General features: G+C 67.0%; 25 protein-coding genes. 22 read left to right on the top strand and 3 right to left on the bottom strand.

All coding sequences use genetic code 11. From position 1 onward, the window contains the following. Positions 1–33: 33 nt before the first annotated feature. Together dinB and ASD42_RS22245 are read left to right on the top strand one after the other, a co-directional pair. Positions 34–1,266, top strand: a complete 1,233-nt coding sequence (dinB, locus tag ASD42_RS22250; RefSeq protein ID WP_056819830.1) for a DNA polymerase IV — start codon at positions 34–36, stop codon at positions 1,264–1,266. A 101-nt stretch (positions 1,267–1,367) separates the two neighbouring features. Continuing rightward, complete coding sequence (locus ASD42_RS22245; RefSeq protein ID WP_056819826.1) at positions 1,368–1,721, top strand: PLD nuclease N-terminal domain-containing protein; 354 nt, start codon at positions 1,368–1,370, stop codon at positions 1,719–1,721. Positions 1,722–1,752: 31 nt separating this feature from the next. On the opposite strand, the gene ASD42_RS22240 is transcribed toward ASD42_RS22245, so the two are convergent. Then, positions 1,753–2,832 carry a class 1 fructose-bisphosphatase gene (locus tag ASD42_RS22240; RefSeq protein ID WP_056819823.1) on the bottom strand — a complete coding sequence of 360 codons (1,080 nt, stop codon included), beginning with the start codon at positions 2,830–2,832 and terminating at the stop codon, positions 1,753–1,755. A 183-nt stretch (positions 2,833–3,015) separates the two neighbouring features. On the opposite strand from ASD42_RS22240, the gene ASD42_RS22235 reads away from it, so the two are divergent. From ASD42_RS22235 to ASD42_RS22140, 20 genes are all read left to right on the top strand, one after another. After that, positions 3,016–3,498: a MerR family transcriptional regulator gene (locus ASD42_RS22235; RefSeq protein WP_063893700.1), complete on the top strand. Its 483-nt coding sequence runs from the start codon at positions 3,016–3,018 to the stop codon at positions 3,496–3,498. Then, the gene (gene trxA, locus ASD42_RS22230) at positions 3,498–3,845 is read left to right on the top strand and encodes a thioredoxin (RefSeq protein WP_056819820.1); all 348 of its coding nucleotides are present in this window, start codon (positions 3,498–3,500) and stop codon (positions 3,843–3,845) included. The genes ASD42_RS22235 and trxA overlap by 1 nt, the downstream gene beginning before the upstream one ends. Positions 3,846–3,931: 86 nt before the next feature. Then, on the top strand, positions 3,932–4,990 hold the full coding sequence (locus ASD42_RS22225; RefSeq protein WP_056819817.1) for a hypothetical protein: 1,059 nt from the start codon (positions 3,932–3,934) through the stop codon (positions 4,988–4,990). Between the two features lie 73 nt (positions 4,991–5,063). Next, entirely contained in the window at positions 5,064–6,209 is a 1,146-nt protein-coding gene (locus tag ASD42_RS34955; RefSeq protein WP_063893699.1) for a hypothetical protein, read from the top strand. A 103-nt stretch (positions 6,210–6,312) separates the two neighbouring features. Then, a complete protein-coding gene (locus ASD42_RS22215; protein ID WP_131816457.1) occupies positions 6,313–6,714 on the top strand; it encodes an Rv3143 family two-component system response regulator in 402 nt (133 codons plus the stop codon). A gap of 372 nt (positions 6,715–7,086) precedes the next feature. Further along, positions 7,087–7,467 carry an NADH-quinone oxidoreductase subunit A gene (locus ASD42_RS22210; RefSeq protein WP_056819816.1) on the top strand — a complete coding sequence of 127 codons (381 nt, stop codon included), beginning with the start codon at positions 7,087–7,089 and terminating at the stop codon, positions 7,465–7,467. Positions 7,468–7,477: 10 nt separating this feature from the next. After that, positions 7,478–8,032: a NuoB/complex I 20 kDa subunit family protein gene (locus ASD42_RS22205; protein WP_056819813.1), complete on the top strand. Its 555-nt coding sequence runs from the start codon at positions 7,478–7,480 to the stop codon at positions 8,030–8,032. Continuing rightward, positions 8,029–8,781, top strand: coding sequence for an NADH-quinone oxidoreductase subunit C (locus ASD42_RS22200; RefSeq protein ID WP_056819811.1), 753 nt, complete (start codon positions 8,029–8,031; stop codon positions 8,779–8,781). Before ASD42_RS22205 ends, ASD42_RS22200 begins: the two co-directional genes overlap by 4 nt. Next, entirely contained in the window at positions 8,781–10,094 is a 1,314-nt protein-coding gene (gene nuoD / locus ASD42_RS22195; protein ID WP_056819808.1) for an NADH dehydrogenase (quinone) subunit D, read from the top strand. Before ASD42_RS22200 ends, nuoD begins: the two co-directional genes overlap by 1 nt. A gap of 49 nt (positions 10,095–10,143) precedes the next feature. Beyond that, entirely contained in the window at positions 10,144–10,860 is a 717-nt protein-coding gene (gene nuoE, locus ASD42_RS22190; RefSeq protein WP_056819806.1) for an NADH-quinone oxidoreductase subunit NuoE, read from the top strand. Continuing rightward, positions 10,857–12,179 (top strand): NADH-quinone oxidoreductase subunit NuoF, encoded by a 1,323-nt coding sequence (gene nuoF, locus ASD42_RS22185; RefSeq protein WP_056819803.1) that lies wholly within the window; start codon positions 10,857–10,859, stop codon positions 12,177–12,179. Before nuoE ends, nuoF begins: the two co-directional genes overlap by 4 nt. Further along, the gene (locus ASD42_RS22180; RefSeq protein ID WP_084787256.1) at positions 12,176–14,635 is read left to right on the top strand and encodes an NADH-quinone oxidoreductase subunit G; all 2,460 of its coding nucleotides are present in this window, start codon (positions 12,176–12,178) and stop codon (positions 14,633–14,635) included. Before nuoF ends, ASD42_RS22180 begins: the two co-directional genes overlap by 4 nt. Continuing rightward, complete coding sequence (nuoH, locus tag ASD42_RS22175; RefSeq protein ID WP_056819801.1) at positions 14,628–16,418, top strand: NADH-quinone oxidoreductase subunit NuoH; 1,791 nt, start codon at positions 14,628–14,630, stop codon at positions 16,416–16,418. The genes ASD42_RS22180 and nuoH overlap by 8 nt, the downstream gene beginning before the upstream one ends. Then, positions 16,415–17,251: an NADH-quinone oxidoreductase subunit J gene (locus ASD42_RS22170; RefSeq protein WP_056819799.1), complete on the top strand. Its 837-nt coding sequence runs from the start codon at positions 16,415–16,417 to the stop codon at positions 17,249–17,251. Before nuoH ends, ASD42_RS22170 begins: the two co-directional genes overlap by 4 nt. After that, complete coding sequence (gene nuoK, locus ASD42_RS22165) at positions 17,248–17,547, top strand: NADH-quinone oxidoreductase subunit NuoK (RefSeq protein ID WP_056819797.1); 300 nt, start codon at positions 17,248–17,250, stop codon at positions 17,545–17,547. The genes ASD42_RS22170 and nuoK overlap by 4 nt, the downstream gene beginning before the upstream one ends. Before the next feature lies 1 nt (position 17,548). Continuing rightward, positions 17,549–19,435 (top strand): NADH-quinone oxidoreductase subunit L, encoded by a 1,887-nt coding sequence (gene nuoL, locus ASD42_RS22160; protein WP_056819795.1) that lies wholly within the window; start codon positions 17,549–17,551, stop codon positions 19,433–19,435. Continuing rightward, a complete protein-coding gene (locus tag ASD42_RS22155) occupies positions 19,432–21,054 on the top strand; it encodes an NADH-quinone oxidoreductase subunit M (RefSeq protein ID WP_056819792.1) in 1,623 nt (540 codons plus the stop codon). The genes nuoL and ASD42_RS22155 overlap by 4 nt, the downstream gene beginning before the upstream one ends. Next, positions 21,051–22,673, top strand: a complete 1,623-nt coding sequence (nuoN, locus tag ASD42_RS22150; RefSeq protein WP_056819791.1) for an NADH-quinone oxidoreductase subunit NuoN — start codon at positions 21,051–21,053, stop codon at positions 22,671–22,673. Before ASD42_RS22155 ends, nuoN begins: the two co-directional genes overlap by 4 nt. After that, positions 22,673–23,302 carry a class I SAM-dependent methyltransferase gene (locus ASD42_RS22145; RefSeq protein WP_056819789.1) on the top strand — a complete coding sequence of 210 codons (630 nt, stop codon included), beginning with the start codon at positions 22,673–22,675 and terminating at the stop codon, positions 23,300–23,302. The genes nuoN and ASD42_RS22145 overlap by 1 nt, the downstream gene beginning before the upstream one ends. A gap of 49 nt (positions 23,303–23,351) precedes the next feature. Next, entirely contained in the window at positions 23,352–24,233 is an 882-nt protein-coding gene (locus tag ASD42_RS22140; protein WP_056819787.1) for an NAD(P)-dependent oxidoreductase, read from the top strand. A 22-nt stretch (positions 24,234–24,255) separates the two neighbouring features. Here ASD42_RS22140 and ASD42_RS22135 read toward each other — a convergent pair whose 3' ends face one another. Beyond that, positions 24,256–24,795, bottom strand: a complete 540-nt coding sequence (locus ASD42_RS22135) for a GNAT family N-acetyltransferase (protein ID WP_056819785.1) — start codon at positions 24,793–24,795, stop codon at positions 24,256–24,258. A gap of 10 nt (positions 24,796–24,805) precedes the next feature. Continuing rightward, positions 24,806–25,396 (bottom strand): TetR/AcrR family transcriptional regulator, encoded by a 591-nt coding sequence (locus tag ASD42_RS22130; RefSeq protein ID WP_056819780.1) that lies wholly within the window; start codon positions 25,394–25,396, stop codon positions 24,806–24,808. Positions 25,397–25,472: the final 76 nt, after the last annotated feature.

Raw genomic sequence — 25,472 nt, 5'->3', positions numbered from 1 at the left:
CGTACCCCGATTGTCGTACCCCGATGCGAACATATGTTCGTGTCCGATTCCGCCGCCCGTCCCCCGCGTATCCAGTCCCGCGCCGAAGCCTCGATCCTGCACGCCGACCTCGACTCGTTCTACGCCTCGGTCGAACAGCGTGATCAGCCGTGGCTGCGTGGCAAACCGGTCATCGTGGGCGGCGGGGTGGTGCTGGCGGCCAGTTACGAAGCCAAGGCGTTCGGTATCCGCACTCCCATGAACGCGGGGCAGGCGCTGCGGTTGTGTCCGCACGCGATCGCCGTGCCGCCGCGGATGTCGGCCTATGCCGAGGCGAGCAAGGCGGTTTTCGCGGTCTTCCGCGACACCACTCCCGTGGTGGAGGGGATCTCGATCGACGAGGCGTTCCTCGACGTCAGTGGGTTACGCCGGATCAGCGGGGAGCCGATCGAGATCGGGCACCGCTTGCGCGCGCAGGTCGCCGCGCAGGTCGGCCTGCCCATCTCGGTGGGCATCGCGCGCAACAAGTTCCTCGCCAAAGTCGCCTCCGCCGTTGCCAAGCCCGATGGATTACGCCTCGTCGAACCCGGCAAAGAACTCGACTTCCTGCACCCGCTGCCGGTGGAGCGATTATGGGGCGTCGGCAAAGTCACGTCGGCGACCCTGCACGCCAACGGCATCACCCGCATCGGCCAGCTCGCCGAACTCGGCGAACCGCATCTGCGCGCGATCCTCGGTCCCGCGGCGGCCCGTCACCTGTTCGCCCTGTCCTGGGCGCGCGATCCACGCCGCGTGGAAACCGGCAAACGACGCCGCTCGATCGGCGCACAACGCGCCCTCGGCCGCCGCCCCCGCGAGCCCGAAGAGATCGCCGCCTACCTCGACGGCCTCACCGACCGACTCGGCCGCCGCCTGCGCGCCGCCGACCGCGTCTGCCGGACAGTGGTGCTGCGCTTACGTTTCGACGACTTCACCAGGGCCACCCGCTCGCACACCCTCGTCGAAGCCACCGATTCCTCCACCGCGATCCGCCATGCCGCTCGCCTGCTCCTGCACACCGCCCAACCCCTGATCATCGAACGCGGCATCACCCTGATCGGTCTCTCGCTGACCAACCTCGACGACGCCGACACCATGCAACTCACCCTGCCACTCGAGGCGCGCGCCGAGAACACCCTCGACGCCACCCTCGACGACTTGCGCCGCCGCTTCGGCTCCACGGCCGTCACCCGCGCCGCACTTCTGCGCAGCGGCGAAGGCATTTCGGTCCCGATGTTGCCCGACTGACCCCGAATTCGCGCTCGAGCCCACGGTGCGGCATCCTGACTGCCCGGGGGCTTCGGCGACAGCTGTCCTCCGACCATCGATTCCCGAAGAGGACAACCGCGATGCATTACGCCGTCATCGGCTTCTTGACCCTTGCCCTGTGGGTGTACTGCCTGGTCGACATCATCACCAGCCCCGACGCGGGCATCCGGCACCTTCCGAAGATGGGCTGGATCATCGTCGTCGTTCTCGTTCCCACGATCGGCGCGCTGCTGTGGTTGTTCGCGGGCAGGCCGCTCGGGGAGTCGCGTCCCGCGTCGAACACCTCTTTCGGCGAATACGACCGTCCAGGCCGCCGGGTGGCGTCGAATCCCGACGACGACGAGGCCTTCCTGCGCGGCCTGCGCGAGCGTGCCGAACAACAACGTCGCGAAGCCCGCAGGCAACAGGAAGAACGCGACCAGGACCCGGTCTGATCACCCGAAAAGCGCTGGGCCGGTCGCGGATCTAGGTGCGCTGGTCGTGCCTGGCCGCCCGGAACAGCGACCTCGTCCCGAACAGTGAACTGTCGAACCGCTTGCCCGCGTCCGGTTCCCGGTGATAGCGCTCGATACGCAGCACCTCGTTGCGGGAACCGAAGATGAACGGCACCCGCTGATGTACTTCGGCTGGGGGAACCTCCATCATCCGCTCGTGCCCGGTGGTCGCCGCCCCACCCGCCTGCTCGACGATGAACGCGATCGGATTCGCCCCGTACAGCAGCGAAACACGGCCCGGCAGCGCGGGATTGCGGGTATCGCGCGGGTACAGATACAGCCCGCCCCTGGTCAGGATGTGGAACGTGTCGGCCACCAGCGACGCCACCCACCGCATATTGAAATCGCGTCCGCGCGGGCCCTCCACACCTTCCAGACACTCGAGCACATACCTGCGCACCGGCCGCTCCCAGAACCGCTCATTGGCGGCATTGATCGCGAATCCCGAAGTGTCCTGCGGGATTCGCATCTGCGGGTGGGTCAACACGAACGCCCCGATCTCCCGATCGAGGGTGAACCCGTCGACCCCACTGCCGGTGGTGAGCACCAGCATGGTCGCGGGCCCGTACAGCGTGAACCCCGCGCACACCTGCTCCACACCCGATTGCAGGAAGTCGGCCTCAGCAGGTTCGGCGTCGCCGGAGACCACCGCGTCCGGCGCCCGCAGAATGCTGAAAATCGAACCGACCGGCAGATTCACGTCTATGTTGCTCGACCCGTCCAACGCGTCATAGGCCAGCAGATACTTTCCCCGCCGCTGAGCAGCGGGCAACACCGTCGCGTGCTGCTCGGACAACAGCCCCGATAAATGCCCGGACCACTGCGTCTGCCCCACCATGATTTCGTCGGTCAGCACATCGAGCCGCCCACTCACCGAGGACTCGTCGTCGACCCCCGACCCGATGATCGCCCCACGCGTCACCTGATTGGCAATGATCTTCGCCGCCGTAGCCACCACATTGACCAGCGCGGAGAATTCCCCCGACGAACCGGGATGCCGATGTTCTTCCTCGATCGTGTAGCGAGTAAGCGTTTTCAGCCCATTCGGCATTCGGCAACAACCCCTTGTGAAATCCGGTGTGTCCCTTGCCCTTTCCAGAATGGCTCACAGCCCGCCCACAATCAATGTGAACTCTCCCGACACCACCCGCGATCCCATCCCGCACAAGTCGCTGTACCTCGATCAGCCTTCATGCTTGACCTTGCCCCTGGGGGCAGCGTTTACATTCGCTGCATGAGGATCGGAGAGCTTGCGCGGCTGGCTCAGCTCAGCCCCAAGGCCATCAGGCGGTACGAGGCTCTGGGGCTGGTCGCGCCGGAACGCCACCCCAACGGCTTCCGTGAATACGACGACCACACCGTCCGACTGGTGCAGGAAATCCGATCCCTGAATCGCCTGGGAATCCCGGTGGAGGAAACACGACCCTTCCTGGACTGCCTGGCCACCGGCAGCGAACACGTAGACGACTGCCCCGCCTCACTGGCCGAATACCAGCGCACCATCGACGCGCTGAACACCGAAATCGAAGCACTCACCGCCCGCAGAGACGCCCTCGCCGATCGCCTCCGCGACGCCGCCCACCGCCACACAACCACTCGAATGCTCCCGTGGCCGGAGGCGGTCTTTGCGCGGCAGCCTCCATCGGGCCGCGACGGGACGATCGACGGCCACGTCGAACAACCACACGACCACCCCACCGAACCGAAGGAATCATGATGACTCAGAGTTCTGCGATCGCCGACACCGTCGCGGTCACCGATGAAACATTCGACCGCGACGTTCTCGCCCACCCCGGCCTCGTGCTCGTGGATGTCTGGGCCACGTGGTGCCCGTCGTGCAAGATGATCGCGCCGGTGCTGGCCGAGGTCGCCCGCGAACGCGCGGACACCCTCACCGTTCGCACTCTCAACGCCGACGAGAACCCGCTCACCGCGCGCAACTACCAAGTCATGGCGGCGCCGACGCTGCTGCTCTTCCGCGACGGCCAACTGCTGCGCACCCTCGTCGGGGCACGATCCAAGGCTCGGCTCCTCACCGAGTTGGACGACGCAGTGAGCCGCTGATCCAGGTAGACGACTGTCGGCGCCGTCGGTACGGTCGTCGCCAGGCGCGGTCGCTGCCTGGGGACAGTCGAATGAAGGGGTGGGACATGGCAACTGCGGTGAAGCTGGCGGGGGATGCGCTCGAATTGCCAGGCGGTGTCCGGGTGACGTTCGTGCGGACCTTGCGACTGCCGGAGACCGGCACCTATCCGTTGCCGCCCGGCCTCGGCACCTTCCCACTGCGACGGGTCGCCGACTACCCCGACACTGTGCCCGAGGAATGGCGCGAACGCGGTGGGGTGATGTTGCCGGTCTACCAGCGCGAAGCCATGTGGTTGCGCTTCTCCGCTCCTGCGCCGACCGCGCTGAAGGTCGCCGTCGGCAAAGTCTGCGCGGTCTCGGGTAAGCCGTGGAGCGACACGCTCTCGAAGGATCCGCAGAACTACCTCGCGTTGCCCGAACAGCCGTGGCTGGACGGAATCAATTCGGGACAGGGGACCGTCCGCCAGTTCGTCGCGGTGCCGATGGGTCTCGGCGCGACCGTCGAAGGTCAGGTCACCGGCACTGAACAGTGGGGTGGCGTGCAGTTGTCGGTACACGGGCTGACCGACGCCGCGCGAGAAGTGTGGGAGCAGCAGGAGCGCGCACGGCAGCAGCGCTTGCGAGCCGCACCGGCCCCGGTCGCCCAACCGCCGTGGGCGTCGTCAGCCGCCTACGGCGCAGCGCCCTATGGTGGGCCGATGCCCGTCAGCGCGCCCGGCGCTCCTCCGGCGCCGGCAGGTCTGCCCATGGCCAGGAAGATGGGCCTGGGCGCCGGTGGCACGATGCGCCAGGAGATCTACGCCGACATCCGCCCCGTCGACGACTACCGCCCCGACGCCGACGGCAGGGTTTTCGTCCATCTCGCCTCTGCCGCCGAATGGCAGCAGATCACCGGCGAACCCGCGCCCCCGACCCCGATCACCGCCCAGGCGTATGCCGCGAACGGCCTGCCGTGGTTCGACTACTACGCCGCCGACGCCGACGACCTACCACCCTCGACCGAGCTCGCCGACGTGAAACCGACCGGCAACTGGCTCGCCGACGAACACCCCAATCCGCCCATCGGATACGGCCTTCCGGTGATTCCACTGGGCGACAACGCCGTCGACGACGGCAACTGGTAGCGCCGCACCCCGACCCCGCGCCTCGCGCGAAACCCCTCGATCATTGTCGGTGGCGTGTGCCACGATCTCGCCCATGACCGAACCCGCACACCTGCTCGCCGAGCATCGCCTGGAGCTGGCGCTCGACTACGGCCAGTTCACCCTGCACGGCGGGGAGGGTGAGGAAGACGTCGAGCTCGCGTTGCTGGACGCCGCGCTGGCGGACAGACCGGCGGCGGGAGACGGGCACACCGTCGTGGTGCTCAGCCCACACCAGAACAACTTCGACATGCCGATCCACGTCCAGGTGTGGGATCAGCGACCGGCCGACGAGGGCGACTGGCAACAGGTCAGCGAAGCCCGACTACACATCGGCGAGCACGGACTGAACATCAGTTCACCCATCGACGGCTGGGCCGACGCACCGGTGCCGCGCGGCGACTACACCGCCGAGATCGCCGGAACGGGTTTCGTCAACTACGGCTGGCCCGGCGACACCACCCCTGGCGACCGCTGGCGAATCCGGCTGTGGCCCGACGACGGCACTGCGCTTCGGCCGGCCCAACAGTGGGACATGCCCGGCTACGGAATCCCCGCGAACAGCGAACCACCACCGCCGGAGCCTGCCCCGAATCTGCCCGAGCCCGAATCGAACTGGCAGAAGGAACTCCGCACCGAGGCCGAAGCCAGAGACCGGGCAGCATGGGGTGGCGACCCGATTGCAGCTTTTGCCGATACCTATAACGGACGCGAACTCGCGGGCTACGACCGCGTCCTGGCGGAGTCGATCGCGGCCATGAACGCCACCCAACTGCGCCGACTGGCGCAGTACTGCGCCCAGAGCGCCTACGACATGGCAGGTCTCAGCGATCGTCCCTGGGTGCGCCCAGCGCTGGACGCGCTTCGATCCGGCGCACCCCTGCCCGAACCCTTCCACGACAACAGCGCCGCGTTCGCACGGCTCGACCGAGACCAGTACGGACCCGACGAGGCATGCTTCGAGAGCAGCGTCGTGTGGGAGATATCCGCGGACCCCGCCCCGAAGTCGAACCCGTACGACCACGGTGAGATCAGTCGCCCACACTTCGCGCTCAACACGGTCTTTCACGCGCGACATGCCGATCCGCTACAGGGCGCGCTCTCCGCGCTCAACGAAGCCGCGAGCACCTACGGCGCACACGTCGAGAGCTTGTTCACCGGGATCCGTCGCGAGTTCGAGCTACCCCCGCGACGGTCGTGAGCGCAGACCCGGCCAGGCGCTGATCGCCGCCTATACCACTGCGCGACTGGTCGATCCGACGAACCTGCCACGGTGGCGCCACCCCCGGACGTACGATCCGAGCGTGGCCGAATCCAATGGTTCCACCCCTCTGCGTGTGCTGGTCTACAGCAACGATGCCGATACCCGCCAACAGGTGATCCTGGCGCTTGGTCGCAGGCCGCGCGCCGATCTACCCGAGCTCGACTTCTTCGAGGTCGCCACCGCGCCGGTGGTCATCGAGCAGATGGATGCGGGTGGGATCGATCTGGCCATCCTCGACGGTGAATCCGCCCCGACCGGCGGCCTCGGCATCGCCAAGCAACTCAAGGACGAGATCGATCAGTGCCCGCCGGTGGTCGTGCTCACCGGTCGCCCCGATGACGCCTGGCTGGCCAACTGGTCGCGTGCCGAGGCCGCCGTCTCGCACCCGATCGACGCCATGCAGCTCACCAACGCGGTCGCGGCGGTCCTGCTCGCCCGCTGACCGGTAGCGGCTGGACATCGTCCCGCACCGTCGGATAGTTCGCTTCGCACCTTTCCGCCTATCACCACTGGTAACGCCAGCGGTTCGCTGCCGCATGCCCGTAGGCGATTACCCCCGTATCGCTCATGAATCGCGGTACCGATATCGATCAAACCCCGCCCCGGAAACGTGCGGCGGAGCCGCGAAACGGCGGTACTCTGTGCTCTAGCTCACACGAGCACGGGCACTTGTATAACGCTCCGCCATCGCTGCACAGCCTTGCGCGAGCCCCCGTTCGGCGGACAACGTTGTCGGCCCCGTCTCGCCGAAAGCTGCCGTCCGCGGCCGGGCCACACGGCTCGGCCTGCTCCAGCGAGGAGGGGAAGTGCAGTCGTGAACATCGAGGTGCCCGCACTCGTACTCGGCGCCATCGCCGCGGCGTTCGCGGTGTTCTCCGTCATCATGGCGTCGCTGATCGGCCCGAAACGCTACAACCGGGCCAAACTCGAACCCTATGAATGCGGCATCGAGCCGACCCCGCACGCCATCGCCGGTGGACCGGGAAATGCAGCAGGACAGCGCTTTCCGGTGAAGTACTACCTGACGGCGATGCTGTTCATCATCTTCGACATCGAGATCGTGTTCCTCTACCCGTGGGCAGTGCATTTCGACACGCTCGGGCTGTTCGGTCTCGCCGCGATGGCGCTGTTCATCGTCAATGTGTCAGTCGCCTACGCCTACGAGTGGCGTCGCGGCGGCCTCAGCTGGGAATGAGTGGGAAATAATGGGTCTCGAAGAGAAACTGCCCAGCGGGTTCCTGCTGAGCACGGTCGAAGATTTCGCCGGCTACCTGCGTAAGGGCTCGGTCTGGCCCGCGACTTTCGGGTTGGCGTGCTGCGCGATCGAGATGATGGCCACCGGTGCCGGACGATTCGATATCGCCCGCTTCGGCATGGAAGCGTTCCGCGCCTCACCGCGCCAGGCCGACCTGATGATCGTGGCGGGCCGGGTGAGCCAGAAGATGGCGCCGGTGCTGCGGCAGGTCTACGACCAGATGACCGAACCGAAATGGGTGCTGGCCATGGGGGTCTGCGCGTCCTCGGGTGGCATGTTCAACAACTACGCCATCGTGCAGGGTGTCGACCACATCGTCCCGGTCGACATCTACCTGCCCGGCTGCCCGCCGCGCCCGGAGATGCTGCTCAACGCGATCCTGGCGTTGCACGCGAAAATCGCCGAGATGCCGATGGGCGTCAACCGCGAGGAAGCGATCCGCGCCGCCGAAGCGGCCGCGCTGGCCAGCACGCCGACCATCCGGATGGAGGGGCTGCTGCGATGACCTTCGATTCCCCCGACCACACCGACAACCCCGCGGGACAAGAAGTTCCGGAGGAATCACCCGCACAGCCGCAACCGAAACCGGCCGAGGACGAGGTGATCGGTACCCGCCGCGGCATGTTCGGCGTCACCGGCACCGGTGATACCTCCGGTTACGGCGGTCTGGTCACCCCGGTCGCGTTGCCCGCGGGCACCCCGCCCCCGTACGGCGGTTGGTTCGACGCTTTCGTCGGCACGTTGCGCGCCGCACTCGTGGGACGAGTCATCGCCTTCGACACCGTGATCGAGAAGATCGTGGTGTTCCGCGACGAACTCACCCTGCACGTGAAGCGTGAACATCTCCTCGCCGTCGCGAGCACGCTGCGCGACGACAGCACTTTGCGATTCGAGCTCTGCCTCGGTGTCAACGGCGTGCACTACCCCGACGACGAAGGCCGCGAACTGCACGCGGTCTATCACTTGAAGTCGATCACCCACGGTCGGCGTGTACGCGTGGAAGTGTCGGCGCCCGATGCCGATCCGCACATTCCGTCGCTGTTCTCGGTCTATCCGACGAACGACTGGCACGAACGCGAAACCTACGACTTCTTCGGCATCGTCTTCGACGGGCACCCCTCCCTGACCCGCATCACCATGCCCGACGACTGGCGCGGCCATCCGCAGCGCAAGGACTACCCGCTCGGCGGGATCCCGGTGGAGTACAAGGGCGCGCGCATACCGCCGCCCGACGAGCGGAGGACCTACAGCTGATGACCGACACCGACTTCCGCCGCGACGAAACACCAGTAGTGACCGTCGCAGGCCAGGACTGGGACCAGGTCAGCGAAGTGATCGACGGCGGCGCCGAAGAACGCATCGTGGTGAACATGGGCCCACAGCACCCGTCCACGCACGGGGTGCTGCGCCTGATCCTCGAGATCGAAGGCGAAACCGTCACCGAGGCCCGCTGCGGCATCGGCTACCTGCACACCGGTATCGAGAAGAACCTGGAATTCCGCAACTGGACCCAGGGCGTCACGTTCGTGACCCGGATGGACTACCTGTCCCCGTTCTTCAACGAAACCGCCTACTGCCTCGGCGTGGAGAAACTCCTCGACATCACCGAGCAGATCCCCGAACGCGCCACTGTGGTGCGGGTGCTGCTGATGGAGCTCAACCGCATCTCCTCGCACCTGGTGGCGCTGGCGACCGGCGGCATGGAACTGGGCGCGCTCACCCCGATGCTGTTCGGCTTCCGGGAACGCGAGCTCATCCTCGACGTCTTCGAAACCATCACCGGCCTGCGGATGAACCACGCCTACATCCGCCCAGGCGGGCTGGCCCAGGATCTGCCCGACGACGGCGTCACCAAAGTCCGCGAACTCCTCGACCTGCTGCCCGGTCGGCTCCGCGATATGGAGCACCTGCTCAGCGCCAACCCGATCTGGAAGAAGCGCACCCAGGACATCGGCTACCTCGACCTCACCGGCTGCATGGCCCTCGGCATCACCGGCCCCGTCCTGCGCGCGACCGGGCTGCCACACGACCTGCGCAAATCGGATCCGTACTGCGGCTACGAGAACTACGAATTCGACATTCCGACCACCACCGGCTGCGACTGCTACGGCCGCTACATCATCCGGGTCGCCGAGATGACCGAGTCGATCAAGATCGTCGAACAGTGCCTGGACAAGTTGCGGCCCGGCCCGGTGATGATCGACGACAAGAAGATCGCCTGGCCCGCCGACCTGGAACTGGGCCCCGACGGTCTCGGTAACTCGCCCAAGCACATCGGCAAGATCATGGGCACCTCCATGGAATCGCTGATCCACCACTTCAAGCTCGTCACCGAAGGCATCAGAGTGCCTGCGGGACAGGTGTATACAGCGGTCGAGTCCCCTCGCGGGGAACTGGGTGTGCACATGGTCAGCGACGGCAGCACCCAGCCCTACCGGGTGCACTACCGCGACCCCTCGTTCACCAACCTGCAAGCGGTGGCAGCGATGTGCGAGGGCGGCATGGTCGCCGACGTCATCGCCTCCGTCGCCAGCATCGACCCCGTCATGGGCGGAGTAGACCGATGAATGCCGCACTCCCTTCGTGCCCTGACCTCTCACTGGGCGGAGTAGACCGATGAGCACTGAAAACCCCACCAGCACACCGATTCTCCTGAGCCTCAGCACCCGTCCCGAACCGTATTCGCCGCATGTGCGCGAACGTCTCGAACTGGACGCGAAGGAGATCATCACCCGCTATCCGCACCCCCGCTCCGCACTCCTTCCCCTGCTGCACCTGGTGCAAGCCGAGGAAGGCTACGTGACCGGCACCGGCATCGACTTCTGCGCCGATCACTTGAATCTCACCGGCGCCGAAGTGACCGCGGTCGCCACGTTCTATTCGATGTACCGGCGCACCCCCACCGGCGACTACCACGTCGGCGTGTGCACGAACACCCTCTGCGCGATCCTCGGCGGCGACGCCATCTACGAGGCACTGCAACAGCATCTGGATGTCAAGCACGGCGAGACGACCTCCGACGGCGCCATCACCCTCGAACACATCGAGTGCAACGCCGCCTGCGATTACGCCCCGGTCATGATGGTGAACTGGGAATTCTTCGACAACCAGACCCCCGAATCGGCACTCGCGATCACCGACGCACTACGCGCGGGCCACCAGGTCCGCCCGACCCGCGGCGCACCACTGTGCACATTCCGCGAGACCGCTCGCATTCTCGCCGGATTCCCCGACGAACGCCCCGGCGCCCTCGAAGGCGCACCGGGCGCACCCACCCTGGTAGGGCTCGAAGCTGCTGCGGCAGAAGATGACTCGGCAAGGGGACCGCGATGACCACGCTCACCCCCGTCCTCAGTGAACACTGGGCCAGCTCGCGGTCCTGGACCCTGGAAAGCTACCGCGCCACCGGCGGCTACGACGGACTCCGCGCCGCCCTGCGGATAACGCCCGACGAGGTGATCCAGACCGTCAAAGACTCGGGTCTGCGCGGTCGCGGCGGGGCGGGCTTTCCCACCGGGATGAAATGGTCGTTCATCCCACAGGGCCCCGGCCCCGACGGCACGACGAAACCGCACTACCTCGTCGTCAACGCCGACGAATCCGAACCCGGCACCTGCAAAGACATTCCGTTGATGCTGGCCACCCCGCACACCCTCATCGAAGGCATCGTGATCGCCGCGTATGCCATCCGGGCCGCGACAGCGTTCATCTATGTTCGCGGCGAAGTGGTGCCGGTGCTGCGCCGACTCCAAGCCGCCGTCGCGGAGGCCTACGCGGCGGGCCTGCTCGGCCACGACATCCTCGGCTCGGGCTTCGATCTCGACCTGATCGTGCACGCCGGTGCGGGCGCGTACATCTGCGGCGAGGAAACCGCCCTGCTCGATTCCCTCGAGGGCAGGCGCGGACAGCCCCGACTGCGTCCACCGTTCCCCGCCGTCGCGGGTCTGTACGCGTGCCCGACGGTGGTCAACAATGTCGAATCCATTGCCAGCGTGCCCTCGATCCTGCGCAACGGCACCGAATGGTTCCGCTCGATGGGCAGCGAGAAGTCACCCGGCTTCACCCTGTACTCCCTGTCGGGACATGTCGCCCGCCCCGGCCAGTACGAGGCCCCGCTCGGAATCACCCTGCGTGAGCTGCTCGACTACGCGGGCGGCGTGCGAGCCGGGCACACCCTCAAGTTCTGGACGCCCGGCGGCTCGTCGACACCGATGTTCACCGACGAACACCTCGACGTGGCCCTCGACTACGAAGGCGTCGCCGCCGCCGGATCCATGTTGGGCACCAAAGCCCTCCAGATCTTCGACGACACCACCTGCGTGGTACGCGCTGTCCTTCGCTGGACCGAGTTCTACGCCCACGAATCCTGCGGCAAGTGCACACCGTGCCGGGAAGGCACCTACTGGCTCGTGCAATTGCTGCGCCGACTCGAAGCGGGCCAAGGCACCGAAGCCGATCTGGACAAGCTCGCCGACATCGCCGACAACATCAACGGCAAATCGTTCTGCGCGCTCGGTGACGGCGCGGCCAGCCCGATCTTCTCCTCGCTGAAGTACTTCCGCGAGGAATACCTCGCGCATCAGCGACTCGGCGGCTGCCCGTTCGACCCGGCCGCCTCGACCGTGTGGGCACCAGCGAAGGAGGACCGATGACTGCCATCGCGCCAGGCAACAGCAGCGGTGTGGTGCCCACCGACATGGTGAGTGTCACCATCGACGACACCACCATCGAGGTGCCCGTCGGCACCCTGCTGATCCGTGCCGCCGAACTGATCGGCGTGCAGATCCCCCGCTTCTGCGACCACCCCTTGCTCGACCCCGTCGGCGCGTGCAGGCAGTGCCTCGTCGAAGTCGAAGGGCAGCGTAAGCCGGTCGCCTCGTGCACGATCCCCGTCACCGACGGCATGATCGTGCGCACCCAGATCAGCTCGCCGGTCGCCGAAAAGGCCCAGCGCGGGGTGATGGAGCTACTGCTCATCAACCATCCGCTGGACTGCCCGGTCTGCGACAAAGGCGGCGAGTGTCCGCTGCAGAACCAGGCGATGTCCACCGGCAGCGCCGAATCCCGCTTCGACGGGGAGAAGCGGACCTACCCGAAGCCGATCCCGCTGTCCACGGCGGTGCTGCTGGACCGGGAGCGGTGCGTATTGTGCGCACGCTGCACCCGATTCTCCCAGCAGGTCGCCGGTGACCCGTTCATCGAACTGATGGATCGTGGTGCGCTGCAACAGGTCGGCACCGCCCAGGCCGAACCACTGGACTCCTATTTCTCCGGTAACACCGTGCAGATCTGCCCCGTGGGCGCGCTCACCGGCACCTCCTACCGTTTCCGGGCCCGCCCGTTCGATCTGGTCTCCACGCCCAGCGTCTGCGAGCACTGCGCCTCCGGATGCGCGCAACGCACCGACCATCGCCGGGGAAAAGTATTGCGCCGCTTGGCCGGTGACGATCCGCAGGTCAACGAGGAATGGAACTGCGACAAGGGTCGCTGGGCCTTCGCCTACGCCACCGAACGTGACCGCCTCACCACACCGATGGTGCGCGGCTGGGACGGCGTCCTCGCCCCGGCCTCCTGGCCCGAAGCTCTCACCGCCGCCACCGCGGGCTTGAAGGCCGCGATCGGCAATGCCGGGGTACTCGTCGGCGGCCGAGTCACTGAGGAAGAGGCCTACGCGTACAGCAAGTTCGCGCGCATGGTCCTCGCTACCAATGACATCGACTTCCGCAGCCGGGTGCACTCGGACGAGGAAGAACGCTTCCTCGCCGCCCGCATCGCCGGACGCGGTGTCCAGGTCGACTTCGCGGCGCTGGACCGGGCTCCTGTCGTCCTGCTGGTCGGGTTCGAACCGGAAGAAGAATCGCCGATCGTCTACCTGCGGCTGCGCAAGGCCGCACGCACGCGCGGGCAGCGGGTGGTCTCGCTGGCGCCGTTCGCCTCCCGCGGCCTCGAACGCATGTCGGGCGCGCTCATCCAGACCCCGCCCTGCGGCGAAGCCGAGGTCATCACCTCGATCATGGCCGAGACATCGGCCGATGCCACCGAACTCATGACGCTGCTGAACAGCTCCGGCGCGGTGATCATGGCGGGCGAACGGCTCGCGGGCAGCCCCGGCGCGCTGTCGGCGGTGACCCGGCTGGCCGATGCCACCGGCGCCGCGCTGGCCTGGGTGCCGCGCCGCGCGGGCGAACGCGGCGCGCTGGAAGCGGGCGCACTGCCCGCGCTGTTGCCCGGCGGCAGGCCCGTGGTGGATCCCGCCGCGCGCCAACAGGTTCGACACCGGTGGCAGTCCGGAGAACTCCCGGTCACGGTGGGCCGCGACGCCACCGCGATCCTGTCGAGCGCCGCCCAGTTGGGCGCACTGGTGATCGGCGGTGTCGACCCGGCCGATATGCCCGACCCGGCGGCCGCGCTGGCCGCCATCGACGCGGCCCGGTTCGTCGTCAGCCTCGAAATGCGGCACAGTGCCGTCACCGAACGGGCCGACGTCGTCTTCCCCGTAGCGACCGCGATGGAGAAGTCCGGCACCTTCCACACCTGGGAAGGCCGTCCGCGCCCGTTCACCGCGGCCTCGCTCGACACCACCCGCCGCGTCGCCGCCCCCTTGTCGGACCTGCGGGTATTGCATTCACTGGCCGCGCAGATGGGCGTCTCGATCAACCTGCCCGACCCCGCCGCCGCGCGCACAGAACTCGACGCGCTCGGTCCGTGGACGGGCGAACCCATCCCGGCGCCGGAACTCACCAGCCAGACTCGCCCCGCCCCTGGTCCCGGAACAGCAGTGCTCGCCGGGTGGCGGATGCTGCTCGACGCCGGTCGCCTGCAAGACGGTGAACCCAACCTCGCCGGCATCGCCCGCCCACCGGTCGCTCGGCTCTCGGCCGCGACCGCCGCCGAGATCGAAGCCGACGATGCCGATCACGTCATCGTCTCCACCGACCGCGGTGAGATCTCGGTGCCGCTGATGATCACGGACCTGCCCGACCGGGTGGTGTGGCTGCCGCTGCATTCGCCCGGCTCGACGGTCGCCGCCGAACTCGGTGTGACACCCGGCGCCGTGGTGCGCGTGCGTCGCGCCGACGACAGGATGAAGGAACACCGTCATGAGTGATCGCGTGCTACTCCTCGCGGCCGAAGCCGGACCCGTCTTCGGCACCGACCCGCTGTGGCTGGTGGTGGTCAAGGCGCTCGGCGTGTTCGTCTACCTGATGCTGGTGCCGTTGATCGCGGTCTACGCCGAACGCAAAGTCGTCGCGTGGATGCAGATGCGGGTCGGTCCCAACCGGATCGGCCCCGGCGGCATGCTCCAGTCGGTCGCCGACGGCGTGAAGATGGCGCTCAAGGAAGACATCATCCCGGCGATCGTGGACAAGCCGATCTTCGTGCTCGCCCCGATCATCTCGGTGATCCCGGCGTTCATGGCGTTCGCGGTGATCCCGATGGGCCCGGAGGTATCGATCTTCGGGACGCAGACCGCGTTGCAGCTCACCGATATGCCGGTCGCCGTGCTCTACATCCTCGCCATCACCTCCATCGGCGTGTACGGCATCGTGCTGGCCGGTTGGTCGTCGGGTTCGACGTATCCGCTGCTCGGCGGCCTGCGCTCGACCGCGCAGGTGATCTCCTACGAGATCGCGATGGCGCTGACCTTCGCCACGGTGTTTCTGCTGTCGGGAACCATGGCGACCTCCGAGATCGTCGGCGCGCAGGAAGGCACCTGGTATGTCTTCTTGCTGCTGCCCTCGTTCCTCATCTACTGCGTGTCGATGGTCGGCGAAACCAACCGGGCGCCGTTCGACCTGCCCGAAGCCGAAGGTGAACTGGTCGGTGGCTTCCACACCGAGTACTCGTCGCTGAAGTTCGCGATGTTCATGCTCGCCGAATACGTGAACATGGCCACGGTGTCGGCGCTGGCGACCACCCTGTTCCTCGGCGGCTGGCGGGCACCGTTCCCGATCAGCCTGTGGGAGGGCGCCAACTCCGGGTGGTGGCCGCTGCTGTGGTTCACCCTCAAGGTGTGGACGTTCCTGTTCGTGTTCGTCTGGCTGCGCGGCACCCTGCCCCGCCTGCGCTACGACCAGTTCATGAACCTCGGCTGGAAACTGCTCATCCCCACCTCGCTGGTGTGGGTGATGATTGTGGCCGGTGCCCGGGTGCTCGACCTCGAAGGCCTGCCCGGGCAGAACTTCATCCTGGTCGGTGTGGGTGTGGTGATCACCGCGGCGATGATCGCGATGTTCCTGCGCGCCGGGCGCAGCAAGGGGCTGCCGCCGTTGCCGCCGCAGGAGCCATCGACCTCGTCGGTGTTCCTCGGTTTCCCGGTCCCGCCGATGCCGGCGCGGCCCGCCAACGACCAACCCCAGATCAGCCTGTTCGAACCGCTCGCCGGTTTCGCGGTCACCGCGGCCACCATGTTCAAAAAGCCCAATACCGAGTCCTACCCCGAGGAAAAGGTGCCGACCGCACCGCGCTATCACGGTCGCCACCAGCTCAACCGCTACGAGGACGGACTCGAGAAGTGCATCGGCTGCGAGCTGTGCGCGTGGGCGTGCCCGGCCGACGCGATCTTCGTCGAAGGCGCCGACAACACCGAGGAGGAACGCTTCTCCCCCGGTGAACGGTACGGGCGCGTCTACCAGATCAACTACCTGCGCTGCATCGGCTGCGGCCTGTGCATCGAGGCCTGCCCGACGCGCGCGCTGACGATGACCAACGAATACGAACTCACCGACGACAACCGCGCCGATCTCATCTACGAGAAGGATCAACTGATGGCGCCCATGCAGCCGGGGATGACCCCCGCGCCGCACCCGATGGCACCGGGCACCGACGCGGCCGACTACTACCTCGGCCGGGTCGGTCCGGCACCGTCGGAGCAGGAGGTACTGCGATGAGCACCGCACACACGCTGGCCGCCGAAGTCGCCGACACCTCCACCGGCGAGGGCGTGCTGTTCTGGGTACTCGCCCCGATCGCGGTGCTCGGCGCGCTGGGCATGGTGACCGCGGCCAAGGCCGTGCATTCGGCGATGTGCCTGGCCGCCACCATGATCGCGCTCGCGGTGTTCTATATCGCCCAGGGCGCGCTGTTCCTCGGCGTGGTGCAGATCGTGGTGTACACGGGCGCGGTGATGATGCTGTTCCTGTTCGTGCTGATGCTCGTCGGCGTCGACTCGGCGGAATCGCTGCGGGAGACGTTGCGCGGGCAGCGCATCGCCGCCGCCATCGTCGGGGTCGGATTCGGGCTGCTGTTCATCGGCGGCATCGGGGCGGCCCTGCGCGACAGCGGAACGAGCTTCCCCGGCCGCGGTTTCGGTGACCGCGACGTGATCGCCGAACTCGCCGAGCTGATCTTCCTGCGCTACGTGTGGGCCTTCGAACTCACCGGCGCACTGCTGATCACGGCCACGATCGGTGCGATGGTGCTGGCCCACCGCGAACAGTTCACCCCCAAACGCGGGCAGCGCGAGATGTCGCGCGACCGCTTCCGCACCGCGGGCGAGCGGGCCACTCCGCTGCCGACACCGGGCGTCTACGCGCGACACAACGCCGTCGACAGCCCCGCTCAACTCCCCGACGGCTCCTTCGCCGAGCTCTCGGTGAGCACGATCCTGCGTCACCGCCGCACTCGCGCCCACACCGAAGCCGCCGTGGCCTCGGTCGGCACGCTGCACGCGGACAAGATCAGCGACGACAACCCGACGGCCGACGAGGAAGGCAAGCGGTGAACCCCCAGAACTACCTGTTCCTGTCTGCGCTGCTGTTCACCATCGGCGCCGCGGGAGTGCTGTTGCGCCGCAACGCGATCGTGGTGTTCATGTGCGTGGAGCTCATGCTCAACGCGGTGAATCTGGCGTTCGTGACCTTCGCCCGGTTGCACGACAACCTCGACGGGCAGGTGATCGCGTTCTTCACCATGGTGGTCGCCGCCGCCGAAGTCGTTGTCGGCCTTGCCATCATCATGACGATCTTCCGTGCCCGCCGGTCGACCTCGGTCGACGACGCCAACCTGTTGAAGTTCTGACATGGGTACCGCAACGCTGTGGCTGCTGCCCGCCCTCCCGCTCGCAGGCGCGATCGTCCTGCTCCTGTTCGGCCGTTTCGCCGACCGCTTCGGCCCGTATCTGGCCACAGCGGCCGCGGTGGCCTCGTTCGCTGTCGCCGTCGTCGCGTTCGTCGGCATGCTCGGGCGCGCCGACGCCGACCGCGCCGTGCACGAGGAACTGTTCAACTGGGTGTCCGCCGGTGATCTCCAAGTCGGTTTCAGCCTGCAACTGGACCAGCTGTCGATCTGCTTCGCGCTGCTCATCACCGGTGTCGGGTCGCTGATCCACCTCTACTCGATCGGCTACATGAGCCACGACCCGGGCAAGCGCCGGTTCTTCGGCTATCTCAACCTGTTCCTGGCCGCCATGCTCGTGCTGGTCCTGGCCGACAACTTCCTCGTGCTGTACCTGGGCTGGGAAGGCGTCGGTCTCGCGTCCTATCTGCTGATCGGCTTCTGGTACGAAAAGCCCTCGGCCGCAACGGCGGCCAAGAAGGCCTTCGTGGTGAACCGGGTCGGTGACATGGGCCTGGCCATCGCGATGATGGTCATGTTCACGACGTTCGGTTCCTTCGACTTCAGCACCGTGTTCGCGGCGAGCCCCGACGCGAGCGAAGGCACCCTCACCGCGATCGGGCTGCTGCTGTTGCTGGCCGCCTGCGGCAAGTCCGCGCAGGTGCCGCTGCAGTCGTGGCTCGGCGACGCGATGGAGGGCCCCACTCCGGTCTCGGCGCTCATCCACGCCGCCACCATGGTCACCGCCGGTGTGTACCTGATCGCCCGCTCCAACCCGATCTACGATCTCGCCCCCGACGCGCGGACCGCGGTGATCGCCGTCGGCGCGGTGACGTTGCTGTTCGGCGCCGTCATCGGCTGCGCCAAGGACGACATCAAGAAGGCACTGGCCGCCTCGACGATGAGCCAGATCGGGTACATGATCCTGGCGGCCGGCCTCGGCCCGGCCGGCTACGCGTTCGCGATCATGCACCTGCTCACCCACGGCTTCTTCAAGGCTGGACTGTTCCTCGGTGCCGGTTCGGTGATGCACGCGATGAACGACGAAACCGATATGCGCCGCTACGGCGGTCTGCGCACGCTGATGCCGATCACCTACATCACCTTCGGCCTCGGCTATCTCGCCATCATCGGGGTGCCACCGCTGTCGGGGTTCTTCTCCAAGGACAAGATCATCGAGGCGGCCTTCGACTACGGCGGAGCCACCGGAATCCTGCTCGGCGTAGTCACTCTCGTCGGCGCCGCACTCACCGCGTTCTACATGACCAGGGTGATGCTGATGACGTTCTTCGGCGAGCGCCGCTGGAAGCCCGACACCCATCCGCACGAGTCACCCGCGGTGATGACCGGGCCGATGATCCTGCTCGCGTTCGGTTCGGTCTTCGCGGGCGGGCTGTTCGTGTGGGGGTCCTCGCTGGTGAACTGGCTCGAACCTGTTGTCGGGTCCCATCACGGCGAGCCCGTGATCCCCGCGGCGGTGGTCACCGGTCTGGCATTGACCGCGGTCGCGATCGGTGTGGCCGTCGCCTACCGCAAGTACGCCGAGAGCCCGATCCCCGAGCTCGCACCGGAGCCGGTCAGTGTGCTCACCACGGCCGCGCGCGACGATCTCTACGGCGACAAGATCAACGAAGCGGTCTTCGAACGCCCCGGTCGCCACCTCACGAGGGCGCTGGTGTTCGTCGACGCGAAGGGCGTCGACGGGATCGTCAACGGGACGGCCGCTGGGATCGGCGGATTGTCGGCGCGAATCCGCAAGGTGCAGACCGGTTTCGTGCGCTCCTACGCCCTGTCCATGTTCACCGGCGCGGCCCTGGTGGCCGCTGCCCTGCTGGCGGTGAGGTTCTGGTGAACTCGTTTCCCTGGCTGACGACACTCTGGCTCGCCCCCGCGATCGGTGCGGGTGTGGTGCTCGTCGTGCCCGCCGCCCGGCGCAATGTGGCGCGCGCCATCGCGTTCGTGGTCTCGATCGGCGTGCTCGCGCTGGCCGTCGTCATCACGACGCGGTTCCAGCCCGGCGGTGCGCAGTACCAGTTCGTCGAATCCCACGAGTGGATCCCGGCATTCGGTGTCGGCTACACCCTGGGCTTGGACGGCATCGCCACCGCGCTGGTCTTGCTGACGGCGGTGCTGGTGCCGTTGCTGATCCTGGCAGGCTGGAACGACGACACCGCCACCGGTGACGGACGCCGCACCACCCACATCTACATGGCGTTGATGTTGCTGGTCGAGTCGATGGTGCTGATCTCGTTCCTCGCCCTCGACATCCTGCTGTTCTACGTGTTCTTCGAAGCGATGCTGATCCCGATGTACTTCCTCATCGGCGGTTTCGGCACCCGCACGTCCGATGCCGCGATCCGCGCCCAACGGTCGCGCGCCGCGGTGAAGTTCTTGCTCTACAACCTGTTCGGTGGGCTGATCATGCTCGCCGCGGTGATCGGGCTGTACGTGTTGACCGTCAACGCGGGCCTCGGCGAGGGTTCCGCGGGCACCTTCGACCTGCGCGTCGTGGTGGCCGCGGCCAACAACGGTGAACTCGGGGGCAGCACCGCGGTTCTCAACGCCCTCTTCCTCGGCTTCATGTTCGCCTTCGCGGTAAAAGCACCGCTGTGGCCACTGCATACGTGGCTGCCCGACGCGGCGGTCTCGGCCACCCCGTCCAGCGCGGTGCTCATGATGGCCGTGGTCGACAAGGTCGGCACCTTCGGCATGCTGCGCTACTGCCTGCTGTTGTTCCCCCTTGCATCGGACACCTTCGCGCCCCTGGTCATCACCCTCGCCGTGATCGGCGTCCTCTACGGGGCGCTGCTCGCGATCGGCCAAACCGATGTGATGCGCCTGATCGCCTACACCTCGATCTCACACTTCGGGTTCATCATCCTGGGCATCTTCGCCATGACCAGCCAGTCCCAATCGGGGGCGACGCTATACATGGTCAACCACGGGCTGTCCACGGCCGCACTGTTTCTCATCGCCGGATTCCTCGTCTCCCGGCGCGGCACCCGGATGATCGCCGAATACGGCGGTGTGCAGAAGGTCGCGCCGGTGTTGGCCGGGACGTTCTTCATCGCGGGCCTCGCCACCCTCTCGTTGCCCGGGCTGGCGCCGTTCGTCAGCGAATTCCTGGTCCTGGTCGGCACCTTCCCGAAGTATCAGGTGGCGGCGGTGATCGCGACCGGTGCGCTGGTGCTGGCCGCGATCTACGTGCTGTGGCTGTATCAGCGGTTGATGACCGGCCCGCTGAAGAAGGGCAACGAGCACCTGCGCGATCTGGTGCCGCGTGAGCTGGCCGTGGTGGTGCCGCTGCTGGTCGCGTTGCTGGTGCTCGGGTTCTATCCGAAACCGATCCTGGATCTGGTGGATCCCGCGGTGGGACACACCCTGTCGACGATCGGTAAGCACGATCCCGCTCCGACGGTCCCCGCTCCCGAAGCAGGTGCGGCCACTCCGCCCGCAGGCGGCCACAAATGAGGACGGACTCCGTGACCATCACCGAGCTCGCGGCCATCGCGCCCGCACCGAGCATCGAATACCACCTGCTCGCCCCGATGTTGATCGTGTTCGCGGTCGGTGTGGTCGGCGTGCTCGTCGAAGCGTTCGTGCCACGGCCCTACCGGTATCCGACGCAGTTGACGCTCGGGGTGGCCGGCGTGATCGGCGCGCTGGTGGCCGTGGTGCTGCTCGCGGGTACCGAGGGCGCGGCGGTGATGGGTGCGGTGGCCATCGACGGGGTCACGTTGTTCCTGCAGGGCACGATCCTGCTGGTCGCGCTGCTGGGTCTGCTCTTGATCGCCGAGCGCGGCGCGGTGCCGCGGGCGCGCAGCGGGCCGGGGACGTGGAGTCGGGCGGCGGCCGCGTTGGATCGAGGGGTCGACGCGTTCACCCCGCAGGCTTCCGCGGTGCCCGGCAGCGCGCACGAGCTCGCCGCGGTCCGTTCGGGCGTCTCGACCACCGAGGTGTTCCCGTTGACGATGATCGCGGTCGGTGGCCTGCTGCTGTTTCCCGCGTCCAACGATCTGCTGACGATGTTCGTCGCGCTCGAAGTGCTGTCGCTGCCACTGTATCTGCTGTGCGGGTTGGCGCGCCGAAGGCGGTTGCTCTCGCAAGAAGCGGCGATGAAGTACTTCCTGCTCGGTGCGTTCTCCTCCGCGTTCTTCCTCTACGGCGTCGCGCTGCTCTACGGGCAGACCGGCACGGTGTCACTGCCGGGAATCGGTGCGGCACTCAACAAGCAGCCCGAGAACGCGACCCTGGCCCTGCTCGGCATCGGGATGCTCGCTGTCGGTTTGCTGTTCAAGATCGGTGCCGTCCCGTTCCAGGCCTGGGTTCCCGACGTCTACCAGGGCGCGCCGACACCGATCACCGCCTTCATGGCCGCCGCCACCAAGATCGCCGCCGTCGGTGCGACCATGCGGGTGCTGATGGTCGGGGTGAATGCGCTGAGCTCGGAGTGGCGCCCGGTGATCGCCGCGGTCGCGGTGGCGACGATGGTCGTCGGTGCGATCATGGCCATCACCCAGACCGACGTGAAGCGCATGCTGGCCTACTCCTCGATCGCCCACGCCGGTTTCCTGCTCGTCGGTATCGTCGCCGCCGACACCGCCGGTGTCGCGGCCGTGCTGTTCTACCTGCTGGCCTACGGACTGGGCACCGTCGGTGCGTTCGCGGTGGTCAGCCTGGTCCGCGACGCTTCCGGCGACGAAGCGACCGCGCTGTCCCAATGGGCAGGTCTCGGACGCCGATCCCCGTGGCTGGCTTCGGCATTCGCCCTGTTGCTGCTGTCCTTCGCTGGTCTGCCCCTCACCAGCGGATTCGTCAGTAAGTTCGCTGTCTTCGCGGCCGCCTCCGGTGCCGGCTACACCCCACTGGTCATCATCGGCGTCGTGTGCAGCGCCATCGCCGCCTTCTTCTACATCCGCGTCATCGTCTTGATGTTCTTCACCGATCCCCCCTCCGACGCCCCCATCGTGACCGCCCCCTTCGCCACCACGCTGGTCGTGGCCTTCAGTGCGGGCGCCACCCTCCTGCTCGGCATCTTCCCCCAGCCGGTTCTCGACCTCGCGGACCGCTCCGCGCTGTTCATCCGCTGATGCCCCAGCCCGACCCTCGCCCACCGACCAGTCACGAACGCCGATCCGGCCAACCGTGGAACGCGTCCTATCTCGACGGCCCCGCTCCCTGGGACATCGGCGTTGTCCAACCGGCTGTCGTCCGTCTGGCCGAGGCAGGCGGATTCTGCGGACCGGTCCTCGACGTAGGTTGCGGCACCGGCGACAACGCACTGTTCATCGCCGCCCGCGGTCTGCCGGTGTTCGGCGTCGACGTCGCCGAAACAGCCCTGGCCGTCGCCAGACGAACAGCCGATGACCGCACGGTCGACGTCGACTTCGCCATCGCTGACGCCCTGCACCTGCAACGTCTGTACCGCCGCTTCGAGACAATCCTCGACTGCGGTCTGTTCCACACCTTCGACGAGGTCGAGCGCGTCGAATACGTTGCGAGCCTGGCCTCGGTCGCCGACGACGGCGCCGCCCTGTATGTGTTGTGCTTCAGCGATATCGGAGCCGATATCGGACCCCACCCGGTCACCAAGGAAGCCCTCGCCGCCCCTTTCGTCGACAGTCCCGCATGGCGGCTGGCGAACATCGCTCCGGAAAATCTGCGAACCCGCTTCAACGATTCCACCCCCGCCTGGCTCGCGACCGTCCTGCGTAGGTAAGACCTTCGGCCTTGACCTCGAGAGAAGTTGAGGTTCTAGTGTCCGTTTCATGAGCGGACACGAAAACACACCGACAGTCGCAGTTCTGGGTTTGGGCGAGATGGGGTCGGCACTGGCCGCGGCTCTCGTGGGGAGTGATCACCGTGTCACCGTGTGGAACCGGTCTCGGGACAGAGCGGATCCACTGGTGGCCAAGGGGGCCCGGTGGGCCGCGTCACCGGCGGAGGCGGTCGGCGCAGCCGAGGTGGTGATCGTCAATGTCACCGGTGGCGCGGTGGCAGCGGAACTGTTGCGCGCGGCGGGGTCGCGGCTCGCGGAGCGAACCGTGGTCGACCTGACCGACGGGACCTCCGAACAGGCCACTGCCACTGAGCAATTGGTGCACGAATACGGCGCGGACTACCTGCACGGCCAGATCATGACGATCGCTCCGGGTATCGGCTCCCCCGAGACGCTGGTGTTCTACGGCGGCGCCCGTCATGCCTTCGACCAGTATGAATCCCTGCTCCAGGTTCTCGGCGGCCGCGCCACTTACGTCTCTGCCGACCCGGGTGTACCGGTGCTGTACGGCATGGCCGTGCACGACATCATGTGGGGCCTGTTGAACGGATTCCTCCATGCCGCAGCACTTCTCGGCAATGCGGGGCTTCGGATCGGCGAGTTCCACCAGCAGGCGCTGCCTTCCTTGGCGGTCCTGCCGACCCTGTTCCCGATGCTGGCGAAGGAAATAGACCACGGCCAATTCGCTACCCCTTTCGGCGACCTGAGCCACCACCTGCCCTCCCTCGATGACCTGATCGCCGAAAGCCAGGCCCGAGGCATCGATTCAGATCTGCCCACCTACACGCGAAACCTGGTCGCCGAGGCCATCGCAGCAGGCCACGGACATGACAGCTACTCCCGACTGGTCGAACACTTCGGCCGTCGATGATCGGCCGTGGAGGGGTGCTACGTCAGCGCCCCTCCACGCCAGAAGTGCCGCTTGGCGGAACTGTGATCCGATACCGCCGCGCCGGACCGAGTTCGGTGTCCTCGATGGCCTCGAGTACGCCGCCCTGGCGCTCGATCGTCCTCGCCGACCAGACATTGTCGGCCGCGCAGACTGCCGACACACGGTCCATGCCTGTCGATCTCGCCTCGGCGATGATCTGTCCCAATGCCCAGTTCGCCAGACCGCGTCGACGCGCGGAAGGCCGGATCCCGTAACCGACATGGCCGAATTTCCTCACCAAGTCTCCGGTCCCGTGCCTCAACGCGATCCCACCGAGTACACGATCACCCTCGACTATCCAGCGATACGAGCAGCGCCGGTCGCCACTCTCCGCCGATGCGGCGGCGAGCCGCGCCACCCAGACCTCGAATCCAGCTACGGAGTCGACGTCGTCACTCGGCAGCAGGCCGAAACCGTCCTCGTGGGCACCGGGACCCCACTCCGCATGCGCCTCGCGCCACGCGCTGTACAGATCGACGGAGGGTGTGATCAACGCGGGCACACCCGGACCGTCAGTTCCGCTGTCTCGCACCGATGCTCCCCACGATCAGATCGGTCAGCGCCGAGACTGCCTCCTCGGCCGACGTCGCGCCCAGGTTCAGTTCCGCGGCCAGCGTTTCGGCCGCGCCCAGCACGCCGACACAGCGCAGCCGCAGGGCCGCGGTGGTGAGTGCGGAGAACGGTTGCAGCGTGGTCGCCATCCAGTCTCGGTAGCCGTCGAGCATGTCGTGCTGGATCGCCTGGACGTCCGGGTTCCCTTTCAGCGCTGCGGAGATCGCGTCGAACTCGGGCATGTCGGTGGCGCAGGCGAAGTAGGCGGCGCCCATGACGCGCGCGATCTCGTCGACGGTCGGGGTGGCGTCGCGGACGGCTTGTTCCGAGGCCAGGCGGTGGCGTTCGTCGAGTTGCCGGTAGAGCGCGAGCAGCAGTTCGGGGCGGGTGCCGAAGTGGTCGTAGACGATCGGCCTGCTCACTCCCGCGGCTTCGGCGAGGGTGGCCAAGGTCAGGCCGTCGGTGCCGTGCTCGCGGACCAACGTCAAGGCGGTATCGAGCAGTTGCTCGCGTCTGGCCGGCTTCGCCAACCGAGCCGATCGTGTGGTCATCGTCCTCCCTTGCGCCATTCCTCCAGTTTAGCTACAAAGAGTAAGTTACAAACTGTAGCTTTACAGCCGGAGAGGA

This window comes from Nocardia sp. Root136 (assembly GCF_001427185.1).
GTDB lineage: Bacteria > Actinomycetota > Actinomycetes > Mycobacteriales > Mycobacteriaceae > Nocardia > Nocardia salmonicida.
The sequence above is the reverse complement of the archived record's forward strand: the minus strand, read 5'-3'. Positions and strand labels throughout refer to the sequence as shown.